Origin of the sequence: Cellulosilyticum sp. I15G10I2, from assembly GCF_900095725.1 — a bacterium.
Lineage (GTDB): Bacteria > Bacillota > Clostridia > Lachnospirales > Cellulosilyticaceae > FMMP01.
This window is the reverse complement of sequence record NZ_FMMP01000028.1, coordinates 56,859-70,838: the sequence shown is the minus strand read 5'-3', so window position 1 is coordinate 70,838 and position 13,980 is coordinate 56,859. Positions and strand designations below refer to the sequence as shown.

Annotated in this window: 13 protein-coding genes and 1 other annotated feature; of the genes, 8 read left to right on the top strand and 5 right to left on the bottom strand. The window is 32.7% G+C overall.

The window, feature by feature from the left end:
• Window positions 1-95: 95 nt before the first annotated feature.
• The 5 genes from BN3326_RS19250 to BN3326_RS19225 all read right to left on the bottom strand — a co-directional run bounded on the left by BN3326_RS19250 (window position 96) and on the right by BN3326_RS19225 (window position 5,293).
• Window positions 96-1,385 (bottom strand): VanW family protein, encoded by a 1,290-nt coding sequence (locus BN3326_RS19250; protein ID WP_207646378.1) that lies wholly within the window; start codon window positions 1,383-1,385, stop codon window positions 96-98.
• Between the two features lie 45 nt (window positions 1,386-1,430).
• A complete protein-coding gene (locus BN3326_RS19245; RefSeq protein ID WP_141722960.1) occupies window positions 1,431-2,105 on the bottom strand; it encodes a hypothetical protein in 675 nt (224 codons plus the stop codon).
• Between the two features lie 465 nt (window positions 2,106-2,570).
• Window positions 2,571-3,011 carry a hypothetical protein gene (locus tag BN3326_RS19235; protein WP_070000877.1) on the bottom strand — a complete coding sequence of 147 codons (441 nt, stop codon included), beginning with the start codon at window positions 3,009-3,011 and terminating at the stop codon, window positions 2,571-2,573.
• Window positions 3,012-3,094: 83 nt separating this feature from the next.
• On the bottom strand, window positions 3,095-4,270 hold the full coding sequence (locus BN3326_RS19230) for a cation diffusion facilitator family transporter (protein WP_070000876.1): 1,176 nt from the start codon (window positions 4,268-4,270) through the stop codon (window positions 3,095-3,097).
• A 393-nt stretch (window positions 4,271-4,663) separates the two neighbouring features.
• On the bottom strand, window positions 4,664-5,293 hold the full coding sequence (locus BN3326_RS19225) for a hypothetical protein (RefSeq protein ID WP_070000875.1): 630 nt from the start codon (window positions 5,291-5,293) through the stop codon (window positions 4,664-4,666).
• A gap of 196 nt (window positions 5,294-5,489) precedes the next feature.
• On the opposite strand from BN3326_RS19225, the gene BN3326_RS19220 reads away from it, so the two are divergent.
• The 8 genes from BN3326_RS19220 to BN3326_RS19185 all read left to right on the top strand — a co-directional run bounded on the left by BN3326_RS19220 (window position 5,490) and on the right by BN3326_RS19185 (window position 13,877).
• Window positions 5,490-5,942 (top strand): PBECR3 domain-containing polyvalent protein, encoded by a 453-nt coding sequence (locus tag BN3326_RS19220; RefSeq protein WP_070000874.1) that lies wholly within the window; start codon window positions 5,490-5,492, stop codon window positions 5,940-5,942.
• A gap of 164 nt (window positions 5,943-6,106) precedes the next feature.
• Window positions 6,107-6,790: a deoxyribose-phosphate aldolase gene (deoC, locus tag BN3326_RS19215; RefSeq protein ID WP_070000873.1), complete on the top strand. Its 684-nt coding sequence runs from the start codon at window positions 6,107-6,109 to the stop codon at window positions 6,788-6,790.
• Window positions 6,791-6,965: 175 nt separating this feature from the next.
• Window positions 6,966-7,865, top strand: a complete 900-nt coding sequence (locus tag BN3326_RS19210) for a chemotaxis protein (RefSeq protein ID WP_070000872.1) — start codon at window positions 6,966-6,968, stop codon at window positions 7,863-7,865.
• A gap of 63 nt (window positions 7,866-7,928) precedes the next feature.
• Window positions 7,929-8,134: a binding site (T-box leader), on the top strand.
• 268 nt (window positions 8,135-8,402) lie between these two features.
• Complete coding sequence (hisS, locus tag BN3326_RS19205) at window positions 8,403-9,677, top strand: histidine--tRNA ligase (RefSeq protein WP_070000871.1); 1,275 nt, start codon at window positions 8,403-8,405, stop codon at window positions 9,675-9,677.
• A 135-nt stretch (window positions 9,678-9,812) separates the two neighbouring features.
• Entirely contained in the window at window positions 9,813-11,600 is a 1,788-nt protein-coding gene (gene aspS / locus BN3326_RS19200) for an aspartate--tRNA ligase (RefSeq protein ID WP_070000870.1), read from the top strand.
• A gap of 215 nt (window positions 11,601-11,815) precedes the next feature.
• Window positions 11,816-12,220, top strand: coding sequence for a C-GCAxxG-C-C family protein (locus BN3326_RS19195; RefSeq protein WP_070000869.1), 405 nt, complete (start codon window positions 11,816-11,818; stop codon window positions 12,218-12,220).
• 288 nt (window positions 12,221-12,508) lie between these two features.
• The gene (locus tag BN3326_RS19190) at window positions 12,509-13,264 is read left to right on the top strand and encodes a hypothetical protein (protein ID WP_070000868.1); all 756 of its coding nucleotides are present in this window, start codon (window positions 12,509-12,511) and stop codon (window positions 13,262-13,264) included.
• A gap of 46 nt (window positions 13,265-13,310) precedes the next feature.
• Window positions 13,311-13,877, top strand: a complete 567-nt coding sequence (locus BN3326_RS19185) for a GNAT family N-acetyltransferase (RefSeq protein ID WP_070000867.1) — start codon at window positions 13,311-13,313, stop codon at window positions 13,875-13,877.
• The last annotated feature ends 103 nt before the right edge of the window (window positions 13,878-13,980 follow it).

Sequence of the window (13,980 nt, the reverse complement as noted above, 5' to 3'; positions counted from 1 at the left end):
TGAAGAAGTAAAGAGAAATATTAGTAAAAACAGAGCCCTCTTAATTATTTAAGAAGGCTCTGTTTTTAAATATGTAATGTAGGGTAGTTCGATGGTTAGTAGGTATCTAAAGAAATAGTTTCTGTTTTTATCAAAACATTTTTTTCGTATGTTTCTCGTGATACCTTGACTTTATATCCTTTATTGCGCATATTGACGGGTTCCTTAGTACTTGCAGATGAACTAAGACCAGAGCTGAACTTAGAGGGTGCTAGAACGGACTGATAGACTTCAGATTTAAGCTTATAAGATCTATCCATTAGTCTATGATTGGAATAGATATTAACATAGACTTGGTTTTTTTCAACATAAGATTCAATGTAGATAGGATAATCCAGTGTATTTTCAAATTTAAAATCTATATTATTAAAGCTCACAGTGGCATCTAGCCCTAGAGGAACATAATTAACAGGAATAGAGTGAGGTCTTCTAGTTAAAGGCGATAATCCAGCGCTTAAAATAGCATTGTATAATGTTGAAGAAACTTGACATATTCCGCCACCTATTCCCTGAGAGATTTTAGAATTAACAATAACAGGAGCAGATTTATAACCCTTTTCAGATGTTGTATTCCCTACAATAGTATTAAAACTAAATAGATCCCCAGGTGCTAGAAGTGTCCCATTAATTGCTTCGGCACTTAGAATAATATTTGTAGCTCTATTGGTATTAGGAATAAAAGAAGTATTAAATGTTGTAATACATGTATCGATATTTTCTAAAAGAGAAGTTGTATAAAGAGGTTCTCTTTTAGCTGCAAAATTAAGTATATTTATAGTTGACTCAGAATAAGTTTTTAAAGATAAATTGATTTGATCAATCAACTTGTGTTTATCGAGGATATAGCCATCTGAGTGTGGAGATACTGCTATAACGCCACCTTTATTAACAAAAATTGCAGCATCATTAGGCTCATGCGTAATACTAGATACAATTTCTGCAACGAATAAATCAATTGCTGTTTCATCGAAGTTAAGCGTTACATCAAAGTGTTTTTCAGTATCATTCAGAAGAAAGAACCATCTTTCTAATGGCTTTAAATCATTAGGATAATCATAAGCTGCATCAATCATTTCAGCCACATTAGAATCTATAAAAAAGTCCTTAATTAAAGCTGTAAATAGTTTATCTTCTAATATTAAAGTAAGCTCTTTCTCTAAAATAGCTTCTATATACTGCGTTTTAATGACTGATAGTGCTTGATCACGAGACATATTGCCAACATTTATACCAGCTACAATCATATTTTTATAAAGTTTATTTTCATATCTTAATAAATCTAAAGAAATTCCCCATTTTAACCCCAAGCTGAGACTTATCATTCCGCATAAAAGTTGAATAAACAAGAGTTTAATGATAAAAGTTTTGTTGCAAGAAGTCATCATATCGTACTACTTACCAAAAAAACCAAGGATATTTTGAAGTCGCTCTTCTTCAAGCTTAATAAGAGAGAGTTGCTCTTTAGTCATTAATTCCTTGCGTTTGATTTGCTGATGATAGTCATTAATGATAGCAGTTAATTTATCAATCTCTTGTTTAAGGGCGGTAATATCGTCTTCGGCCTGAGTAGCATAATCATTTGAAAATTTATTTAAATAAGTATATCTGGTGGTACCATCAGATAATAGATTTTCTAGATTCATAGAGGATGCAATCAAAATGTTATTAAGAGTTGTTTTCTTTACGTATTCTGGCAATTCAGCTGGTAAGGCATTAATTAAATTTTCAAGTACAAAAACTGTATCAGTTACAACGTCCTTATTTAAGCCGTACATAGTATAAATTTCTCCAAGACTCATTGTCTTATCAAAATTTATCGAAGGGGAAGAATCATTTGAAGAGTGAGCTGATTCAGAATGAGAGAGATTCTCCTGAATATCGGTTTGAATAAGATAATCGGTTTTGTCTTGATCAGAGACAGTGATTGGAGCGCTATCTAAAGCATCTTGAGCTAAATTTTCAGATGATGACATTTTCTCATCCTCCCTTTCTATTAATTTGTATTTCTCAAGTACAGACAATATCTTTCCCATTTGCATACCCTTTCTTTTAAAAAAATTATTCATACGCCCGCGTATGTTATTATTAAATACTGCAGATTAGTAGTTATTAAATATATAGTAATTAATTATGATACAGTATGTATAATGCCCAAACCTATTAATAAACCTGCAATAATCATAATAAAAAAAGAAAGCAGATAATAAAAGGCATTAGTTAATTGATAATTTAAATGGCGAAAAAATTTATTTATAATATAAATAAAGAGATTTGTAATTAAAAGAGCAGAAAGCAATCCGCATAATATTACTAGAACTATCATTGTTTACTCCTATGAATGCTGAAATATATAAAACATTATACCTTAACATAAAAGTTATATCAATAAATACCCAATTATATATTAAAAAATTAATCTTATATTCTAGAAATGATACGTATTTTGTAGGAACAAGGTATTTTTAGTAAAAAAATAAAAAAGTCTTGTCATTCTTTTGAATTGAAGAATGGCAAGACTTTTGCATTAAATACTAATTTTCCAATAGGATTTTGGCAAGATCAGGACTTATAAGATGGTATGACATTGTTTCAGTTGAAGCTACCACTCTGCTATCATCGCCATAACTTATAATTTGAATCTCTGTATTATTTCTTAATGAAATAACCATCTTATATCCCGTAATCATTGTGATATAAGAAGTATCATCTATCATACTGTCATTAAAAGCCTTTACGATATCTTGTTTGTCGAGATCTTTTTCAACAATATTATCTTCTAAATCATAAAGTGTGACAGATTCTACATCTTCTACATTAATGTTTTTGGCTTGATCAGCACCTTCAAGGATAATACCGGCAGCATTATTATCTTGGTTTATCGGAGGAATAGGTTCAGTGTCGCGAGGCGCGCATCCAAATAAAAGAAGTCCGCTAAGTAAAACAATATGAATTTTTGGAAATTTTATTTTCATAGTTATAATCCTCTCTATTATAATTTTTTGTTGATACCTATATAGACGCTCTTAAAAATAAAAAGTTCCACTTAATTAAGAAGTTAATATTCTTTATCAACGGTTATAATACATTCATAAGAAGCATTTATTTCTTTAACAGCTTCACTAATCATTAGTTTAAGTTTTTCTTCAGAAATAACTTTTTCTAAATTATGGGCATCAACTACAATATCAAAAATAAGATTTTTATGGTCACCTTCACCTACAATCCTAAAGTCATGCATTGATTTAATAAGAGGATTGTATTTAATAATTTTTGTAACTTCATTTTTAAGTTTAACCATCTCCTCAGTCATTGCACCAATGGGATCCATATGAATAACTAAGTGCAGCTGTAGTCTTTCACTAAGTTCTCTTTCAGCCTTATCAATAATTTCATGAATCTTCATAATAGGAATATCAGCGGGTATTTCTGCATGGATAGAAGCCATAGTTCTTAAAGGACCATAGTTATGCACAATTAAATCATGTACCCCTGTAATATAATCATAAGCAAGAACCCCGTTTGTAAGGTCAAGGACAAGCTCTGGGTCTGGGGCTTCACCAATAAGTGGGTTAACGGTATCTTTTATCAGGTTAAAACCTGCATAAAGGATAATAAGCGCTACTATGCAGCCTATATAACCATCAATAGGAAAAGTTGTAAATCTAGCTGCAAAAAATGATATGACGACAACAGAGGTAGTAAATACATCACCCATAGCATCTGTAGCAGTTGCTTTAAGTGAAGAAGAATCTATTTTACGCCCTAGTGTTCTATTAAACATACTCAACCACAGTTTAAAAAAGATAGAAATAAAAAGCAAAATAAAAGAAAGCCATTCAAAGTTCACAGGCGTAGGATCTAAAATACGATTAACTGAAGTTTTAATAAATTGAAATCCTACAAGCATTACTAAAAAGGCTATAATTAGTGCGGAAAGATACTCGATTCTGCCATGACCATAGGGATGCTCCTTATCAGCTGGTTTATTAGAAAGTTTAAAACCAATAATGGTAATAATTGAAGAAGCCGCATCAGATAAGTTATTAAAAGCATCGGCGAGTACAGCTACTGATGAAGTGAATAGACCTACAGTAAGTTTAATGGAAAAAAGAATCAAGTTAATTAATACGCCTATAATACCAGACAGATAGCCTATTTTGCCTCGCACGGATCTATCTTTAAAATCACTGTTGTTTTTTGTAATACGTTTTAATAAATAGTTTGTTAACATATACCCCTCCATAAGTTACTCACTTAGTATTATCATAAGATTTTTTAATAAAATTATGCTTAATACATCTATGTATTTTAGAAATTATAATAAATGAATAATTTAGTATAAACTTTTAAAGATAACTTGACAAGCATTGCCGCTACAAAACATTAGATTTCATTACCTCAGTCTTTTTTATTAACACTATAGAGAAACAACATATAGACTTGAGGTATTCATCACTATAAAGTTGTTTCTCAGAATGATTTGACATCACGTATTATAGTGACTAACTAAAAATTAAAGATGTAAAATCTATATATAAAGTATAAACTATCACTATTTATAATAGAAGTATTATTTAGAAATAGTAAAAAAGACTATCTCCTGAAATAGGAAATAGTCTTTTTTTTATTCTTCAATAACTTCTTCTTCTATTATAGAAGTGTGTTCAGAAGCTTCAATAGCTGCATTATCTTCAGCAGCATCTTGCACTTGTGTTTTGGCAGAATCTGCATCTACTTGTTCATTAGCTGTATCTGCATTAAGCAGGTCTAATGAAGTATTTGCTGTAGCTTCTGTGTTAGTGAGGTTTAATTTTTCATAAGTGGAGGTGATTTGTGTGTGTTCATCATCTGAAAGAGCTACTTTGATCGCATCCATAAGCAAGTGAGTTGCTGCTGAAGCTTTTGTGTTTAGAGGCAGCTCTAAAGATTGAGTTGCAGTAACATAGGTATTTACATAATCAATACCATATGTCAGATCCTTATAAAGCATAGATGTTTTTTCATCTAGTCCTTTTAAGGCTATGGAAGCAATTTTACTATCTTGTACTTCCACAATTAAATCCATTTCTGCATCAGATAACGAAATTCCTGCTATGTATTTGCCATCCTGATAGGTATCAGAAGGAGCAAAGGTTTGCGTTGCATCTTTGTTTTTAAATAATAAAAACATAAATAGTGCAATAGCGATTAAGAAAATGATGAGAGGAATTTTGAGATCTTTTAACTTAAATACCATGAATTTAGGATTAGACATGATTACCCTCCTTTTTAATAAGATGTCCTAATACATATATATGGATAAGCAATAAATTATATGCAAAATAAAATAATAAATAAATAAAAAATAATAGTATGAGCAAGGCGGGCATAGTTGAAATATACTAGTAATATAAATGACATAAACATAATAAAATAAGTTTATCCTCATAACTAATAGAGAGGAGTAACCTATGGGAAAAAAGATTAATTTGGATAAGATGAGTCGCCAGACGCAATTAGTTGGATATATAAGAAATGAAATCATAGAACAGTTAGAGCTGAGTATTAATACTAAAGAGATTATTATTTATCCAGGCGTTATAAAACATATACGAGAAAGGCATCCTTATACTTTTAGAAAATATTTTCATAAGCTTGTGGAAATCATTAGATCTCCTGATTATATAGGCGCAGTATATAAAGATTACCATAGAATAGAATTTATTAAAAACTATAAGGACAATATACTAGTAGCCTTAAAAGTTGAGGAAAACAGCCCTATATTTATCTCAAGTATGTATATTATTACAGAAAATGCAATTGAAAAAAGGATAGAAACAGGTAAGCTGCATCCAATACATTTAAGTTCAGAAATAGATGTAGGCAAAAAGCAGTATAAAAATATAAAAAGATACAAACAGTAAAAGCAGCAGGGGAGTTGAGGAAGCTTTTCAACTATATATTTAGTAATAAAAATAAATTCAGATAGATAGAGTGAAAAAGCTTATAGAGTATACTTTATAGCCAATATATGCTAATATGAAAACAAAGAATATCAAAAGATAATAAATAAGAAAGAAGGGTTACTATGGTAGAAATAGCACAGACTATTGATCATACTTGTCTAAAGGCAACAGCAACAGAAGAAGATATTAAGAAGGTTTGTGAAGAGGCTATTAAGTACAACTTTAAAACGGTATGTGTTCCGACTTGTTACGTGGCTATGGCAACACATCTTTTATTAGGTACATCGGTTGGTATTACAACAGTAGTAGGATTTCCATTAGGCAATGAAACACCAGCTGCCAAAGCTTTTGAAGCACAAGAAGCTGTCAAAAATGGTGCAACGGATATAGACATGGTCATTAATATAGGGGCTTTAAAAAATAAAAAATATGATTTTGTTCAATATGATATAGAAGAAGTCGTAAAGGCTGCAAAACAAATAGACATGAATACGATTGTAAAGGTTATTATAGAAACCTGTTATCTTGAAGTGGATGAAATCGCAAAAGTGACAGAAATAGTAACAGCTTCGGGAGCAGATTTTATAAAAACATCTACAGGTTTTGGAACAGGAGGGGCAACCTGTGAACATATTAGGCTTATGAAAAGTATAGTTGGGGATAAAATTAAAATTAAAGCAGCTGGTGGCGTGAGTGATTTAAATATGGCAAGAGCACTTATTGAGGCTGGCGCAGATAGGTTGGGTACAAGTAAAAGTATTGCTATTGTTTCAAATCTAAAGTCAGAAAATGACGGCGACTATTAATGAATGATGAAAATGCCTTTAGTTAATTAACTAGAGGCATTTTCATCATATAATTGAACTTAAAGAAGAATTAAAGTATAATAGGTAATAATAGATCAAAAAATGTTTTAAAACAGAAATAATAGGGTATACAAAAGCATTTGTGGATAAAAGATAAAAATAAGGAAGTGATAAGATGAAAAACTCAGTTTTATTAGAAGCAGGAACAGGAGAATTAGAAATAATTGTATTTATCGTCAACGGAAATGCTTATTGTATCAATGTATTAAAGTCAAGAGAGATTATACAATTAGGCGAAATAAGACCAGGAGCAGTCACTAATAAAAGTATATTAGGACTTGCAAGTGTGCGAGATAAAGTTATGACTGTTGTGGACCTAAGCTATATATTAGATAATAAGCCAACAGACCTAACAAATACTAAAATGGCCTTAGTATGTGAATTTAATAATCAAGAAGTGATGTTTGTAGTAGATAGTATTGTCGGCATCCAAAGAATTAAGTGGTCAGACATTACAAAACCGGACAGGTTGTTAAAATCAACACTTTCAGTTGGAAACATCTTAACAGATAATGGAATACTTCTTTTATTAGATTTTGAAAAAATAATAACAGATTTATCAGAGTCCGACAATGTATATCTTAAGAGCAAGGATAAAATAGCACTTAAATCTGAAAGAATGACCAAGAAAATCTATATAGCAGAAGATTCTAAAACAATTAGAAACCTGCTTAAAGAAGTCTTAGTAGCAGGTGGATACACACAACTTACGTTATTTGACAATGGACAAGATGTACTAAAGTCTATTTTTGAAATTAAAGAAAAACATGGACAAAATTTCAATAAAGAAATAGATCTCCTTATAACAGATATAGAAATGCCTATATTAGATGGACATACTGTTACCAGAAGGATAAAAGAAGATCCACTCTTAAGTGAATTGCCAGTAGTCATTTTCTCATCACTTATAACAGCAGATCTTTTTCATAAAGGAGAACAAGTAAAGGCAGATAGGCAAATCAGTAAACCGTCTATTGATGGACTTGTAGCGGCTATTGATGAATTGTTATTTTAGGGCTTGACTAAATAATAAACTTTGATACAATATAGAGAAACAACATATAAACTAGCAAAATAGGAAAAATTGTAGATGAGAAAGAGTATAATCTTAAAGCCAGAGAGTGAGTATTAGCTGAGAGCTCACACAAGATTAGAAGACATCTCGGAGAGCGCTTTTGAAAGTATAGTAGAAAGCGACGCATGGCTGGCGTTAAAGGCTTATAAGTGCAAAGACATTAAGATGTCTTTGAAACAGGGTGGCAACACGGTAATATCGTCCCTGACAGTGATGTCAGGGGCGTTTTTTATTGTGAAATAGGAAAGTGCATCTTGCTTGCAAGGGACCAAACTTTCCAGTTTCACAAGTGTGTGCGTTTTTTGCACACTTTCTTGTAGAGAGAAACAGTTTTAAAACTTAGGTTATTCATCTGACTAAAGTTGTTTCTTAGAATGTTTTCATAATTAAATAACAACGTGAATAAGTTAAACATTTAAAATGTGAAAGTTATAGTCAGGAAAAGTATAAATATTAAGTTAAGAGAAAGGGATAGCTATGGAAGAAATTCGTGCGCTTAAAGGAACTAAAGACATCTTTGGAGATGAGATGAGGAAATGGCTCGATATCGAAGATATCATTAGAAACCTATGTGATGATTTTGGATTTAATCAAATTAGAACACCAATATTTGAATTTACAAAACTTTTTAAAAGAGGAGTTGGTGAGACTACAGATATTGTTAATAAAGAAATGTACTCTTTTATAGATAAAGGTGATAATGACATTACTTTAAAACCAGAGAGTACAGCCCCAGTAGTACGGGCTTATCTTGAGCATGCTATGCATGCAGAAACCCAGCCTATTAAGCTATATTACATCTCACCTACATTTAGATACGAAAAACCACAGGCAGGGCGTCAACGACAATTTCATCAGTTTGGGATTGAGATGTTTGGCAGTGAGAGTCCAACAGCAGATGCAGAGGTTATTGCAATAGGGCAGACGCTTCTTAAAAGACTGGGGATTAAAAATGTAGAGCTTCATATCAACTCATTAGGTGGTCCAGAATGCAGAAAAAGATATAATGAAACACTGAAAACTTTTCTACGTTCAAAAGAAGAACATCTTTGTGAATTATGTAAAGAAAGAATGGATAAAAACCCACTGCGTGTGCTGGATTGTAAAAATGAAAAATGTCAACAAGAGCTACAAGGTGCTCCTACTATTTTGGATACATTAGGCGAAAGTTGTAAAGCTCATTTTGAGAAGGTTCAAGAGCTTCTTACTGCTATGAATATAGCGTATAGTGTTGATTCAAGTATTGTAAGAGGTCTTGATTATTATACTAAAACTGTATTTGAATTTATTTCAAATGATATAGGTGCTCAAGGCACTGTATGTGGCGGAGGAAGATACGATAAATTAGTTGAAGAAATAGGCGGCAAACCGACCCCAGCAGTAGGTTTTGGAGCAGGAATGGAAAGACTGCTTCTTGTACGTGAGGCAGAAAATAAAGATGCAGTTAGTCCGACTTACCGTGATATATTTATTGGGTATAGAGGTGAAACGGCTATGGTAGAAGCTTTTAAGATGGTAAATCATTTAAGACAAGCAGGCATAAGTGCAGAAAGTGACCATCTTCAAAGAAGCATTAAAGCACAGATGAAATATGCTAATAAGATTAGTGCAAAGTTCTCGGCCATTATTGGTGAAAGTGAATTGGAAGAGAAATCAGTTCAAGTTAAAAATATGGCAACAGGAGAAGCTATAACAGTATCTTTTGATCAATTGGCAGATAGTGTGAAAAAAATGTTAAGTGAGACACTATAAATTACAAACAGATCCTTGTAATTAAAGATATAATGAATAGCCGTATCATGTTAATTATTAGGTGTAAGATAATATTAAAGATAAATAAATGTAGTAGGTGGATATAAGTACTCCGCCTAAGATGGAGGTTAACACATGTCAGAGTCAATGCAAGGACTTAAAAGAACACATCATTGTACGGCACTATCTTCGGCAAACGTTGGAGAGGAAGTTATTGTAACAGGATGGGTACAAAGAAGAAGAAATTTAGGGCAGCTGCTTTTTATTACACTACGTGATATCACAGGACTTTTACAATTATCTTTCAGCGAAAATACTGAGAAAGAGATATTTGAGAAAGCTGAAAAGCTCAGATCAGAATATGTTATTGCTGCACGGGGAGTAGTTGTATCCCGTGGAGAAGATGCTAATAAGTCTATGAAAACTGGAGATATTGAGATTGATGTCAAAGAGCTTCGTATTCTTTCAGAGGCAGAAACAACGCCTTTTGAAATAGTAGAAAATAGTGATGTAAGAGAAGAACTTAGACTGAAATACCGCTACCTTGATCTTAGAAGGCCTGATATGCAAAATAATCTTATTTTGCGTAGTAAAGTCGCACAATCGGTACGCAGGTTCCTAGAAACAGAAGGCTTTTTAGAGATAGAAACACCCATACTCATCAAGAGTTCGCCAGAAGGTGCAAGAGATTATATCGTTCCTTCAAGAGTACACCCAGGAAGTTTTTATGGTCTTCCTCAATCACCACAGATTTTTAAACAGCTCCTTATGGTTTCAGGATACGATAGATACTTTCAGATTGCTAAGTGCTTCCGTGATGAAGATCTTAGAGCAGATAGACAGCCTGAGTTTACACAGATCGATATGGAAATGTCTTTTGTAGATGTTGAGGATGTAATAGGTATTAATGAAAGACTTATACAAAAGGTGTTTAAAGAAGCAATGGATATGGATATTACGCTGCCAATCACTAGGCTTACTTATCAAGAAGCAATGAATAGATATGGCTCAGATAAGCCAGATATTCGTTTTGGATTAGAACTTAAAGAGCTTTCAGACCTAGTAGAGGGATGTGGTTTTGCAGTATTTGAAAATGCTTTAAAAGAAGGCGGTGCCGTTCGTGCAATTAATGCAAAAGGCATGGGCGATATCGGTCGTAAGCAAATTGACAGTTTAGTAGCTTATGGTAAAGACTTTGGAGCAAAGGGTGTAGCATGGCATCAGATTAAAGCGGATGGCGAAGAAAAATCTTCATTTGCAAAATTCTTAGGCGAAGAAACCTTGACTCAGATTAAAGAGCGTATGGGGGCTGAGACGGACGATTTAATCTTAGTCGTAGCTGATAAACCGTCAGTAGTTTATGCAGCACTTGGAGCACTTAGATTAGAGGCCGCAAGACGTTTAGAACTTATATCAAAAGACGAGTTTAAATTTGTATGGGTAACTGATTTTCCGCTTCTTGAGTTTGATGAGGAAGCAAACAGATATGTAGCTATGCACCATCCATTCACAATGCCAAAAGATGAAGACATTCCACTTATGGAGACTGATCCAGGAAAAGTACGTGCTAAAGCCTATGATCTTTGCTTAAATGGCTGCGAACTTGGTGGTGGAAGTATTCGTATTTATCAAAAAGAAGTGCAAGAAAAAATGTTTGAGCTCCTTGGTTTTAGTGAGGAAGCAGCATATAGTCAATTTGGTTATTTACTCAATGCCTTTAAATATGGGGTACCGCCTCATGGGGGCCTTGCATTTGGGCTAGATCGTATCATCATGTTGATGTGCCAATCAGATAGTATCAGAGACGTTATAGCTTTCCCTAAGGTAAAGGATGCAAGCTGTCTGATGACAGAAGCACCAGGACCTGTTGAAGATAAACAATTAGAAGAATTAGCACTTAGTATTACTAAAGTTGAAGAATAAAAAAACTATATAATCAAGAGACTATCTGAGGCAGAATGGGAGTTTTATCATCAGGTAGTCTCTTTAATGCATTATCTTAAAAGATTGAAATTTTAGCATCTTACTCATATAATAAATAATTGAAGAAGTCTAAGCACTTTTTTATAATACCGTAAATAGTTTATTAAAAAAATGTATAATATAATAAGATAAATATTACTCGGGAGGTTATCAAGATGAGCAAAGTACAAGAGGCATTAGATTGCTTTAAGGAGGGTTTTTCATGCTCTCAGGCTGTATTTGCAACCTATGCAAAAGAATTAGGTATGGACTATGAAACAGCACTCAAGGTATCACAAGCATTTGGGGGCGGTATGGGGGGAATGAAAAGAGAATGTGGTGTTGTAACAGGAGCGTATATGGTGATAAGTCTGATACATGGCAGAACAAGAGCCGAGGATGCAGAAGCTAGACTTAAAACGTTTGAACTGGTTAAGACCTTTCATGAGCACTTTCGTGAAGTGCATAAGTCTACAGTGTGTGGAGAACTCTTAGAAGGTTACGAGGGAAATCCCCATGATTTATGTGGAAAATACATCGAAACTTCATGCAAAATTTTAGATGATTTACTGCATTTATAGAGAGCAGGTATAAAAAGGAGAGGGACTATAAGAGAAGGCAGGTAGTATACTATGGAAAGTGAGCCTCTGTTTATAGCAACGTTTAGTACCATCTTTTTTGTGTTCTTAGCATAAAATAAGACAAATTTAAATAGATATTATAGAAATGTAAATTTAGATAAAAATCTATGCAAAAACAACTTATGACAAATAATAGATTATAAGGCTGAAAGAAAAGCACTTTCAACTTTCCATTTGTGGCAGTATCACAAGCAAAGGGGTAAAAATGATTGATCAGAAAGGTAAAATATGAAAAAATCATGGATTATTTGTTTAAGTATTATTTTAACGCTGATAATAGGCGTAATAGGAAGCAGTAAGTTGTTTTTAGATTGGATAAGGATTGAAGTTATTAAATTACAAACTTCAGCAACGGAATATCCGTGGGCACCTCAGATACCGCTTAAGTTGGAACTAGAAAGAAAAAAAGGTTTGGGGAGAGGAATAGATGCGCTAGGAATAAGTTTGGACGTACCCTGGACAGATATGCGGTTAACTGAAGAAAAAAATAATACATATGTATTTCAATCAGAAAACTTTCAAATAAGTATAGCACAAGAGGGTCATTTACTTGTGCAAGATTTTATAAATGATATGATTGGCGCCAAAAAGGCACAACAGTTTTATAGTTATCTGACCCAGAATTATGATAAAAAGGTTATCTGTTCACTGTATGAGTTTGATAAAATTGTGCTTAACATCACACAAGAGAATTTGATAGGTATTCACCAAAAGAAGAAAATAGATATGCTCTATATGCTTCTTATTCTCAAGTGTCAACTGATTCCTGTATCAGCCCAAACCGGAATGTATCATTTTGAAAATGACTTAATAAGAGGCTTTCGATTTGGTACTGAAGATACCATTATACTTTGGGTTTATAATAGTCAAGGAGAAAAATATCGTATTGATATATCAAGAAGACCTCACTCCAATATAAGGATTACTAAAAGTATATTAGAAGAAGTTAATAGGATACTGCCTACCATTAAATTTATTAACTAATTATAAAGATACCTAAAGAGTAAGGTCATTTTTAAAGGAGGAAAATATGTTTGCTAGTAACCGATTAAGCTATAGAAAACTTAGTAGAACAGATTTTGGTTTTTATTGTCAACTTTTTTCAGATCAAGAAGTTATGAAATATACATATTTAGAGGCATTTAGTTCAAAAGAAGAAGCCAGGTATGCATTTGAAAAGGCTTTAGTTATACAAGAAGATGAGAATCAGGGAACACAATATATTGCTGCATTAAAAGGCAGAGAGACGGCTATTGGTATTATAGATTATGAAGTGTTGATAGAAAATAATTTGGGCGGGATATATGAAATAGGATATTTCATTCAAAAAGCATACTGGGGTAAAGGTTATGCAACAGAAATGGGAAAAGCACTCATAGATTTTTTATTTAATAATAAGAATATACATAAAGTTGTAGCAAGCTGCCACGCCAATAATCAGCACTCAGAAGCAATTATGAAAAAGTTAGGAATGAGCCAGGAAGGTGTTTTTAAGCTTGCAAGGTATAAAAAGGGCAGTTGGGTTGATGAAATCAAATATGGCCTCTTAAGACAAGACTGGAGTGAGGGCCAGTATAAAATAAATTGCAGAAAGTAATGCTATAGAAATAGATTTAGAGTTAATTTCTGAGCATATTGTATTTGGGAAAAAATGTACTGTTTAATTTGACAGAAATATTAAAATATGATATATTAATTTA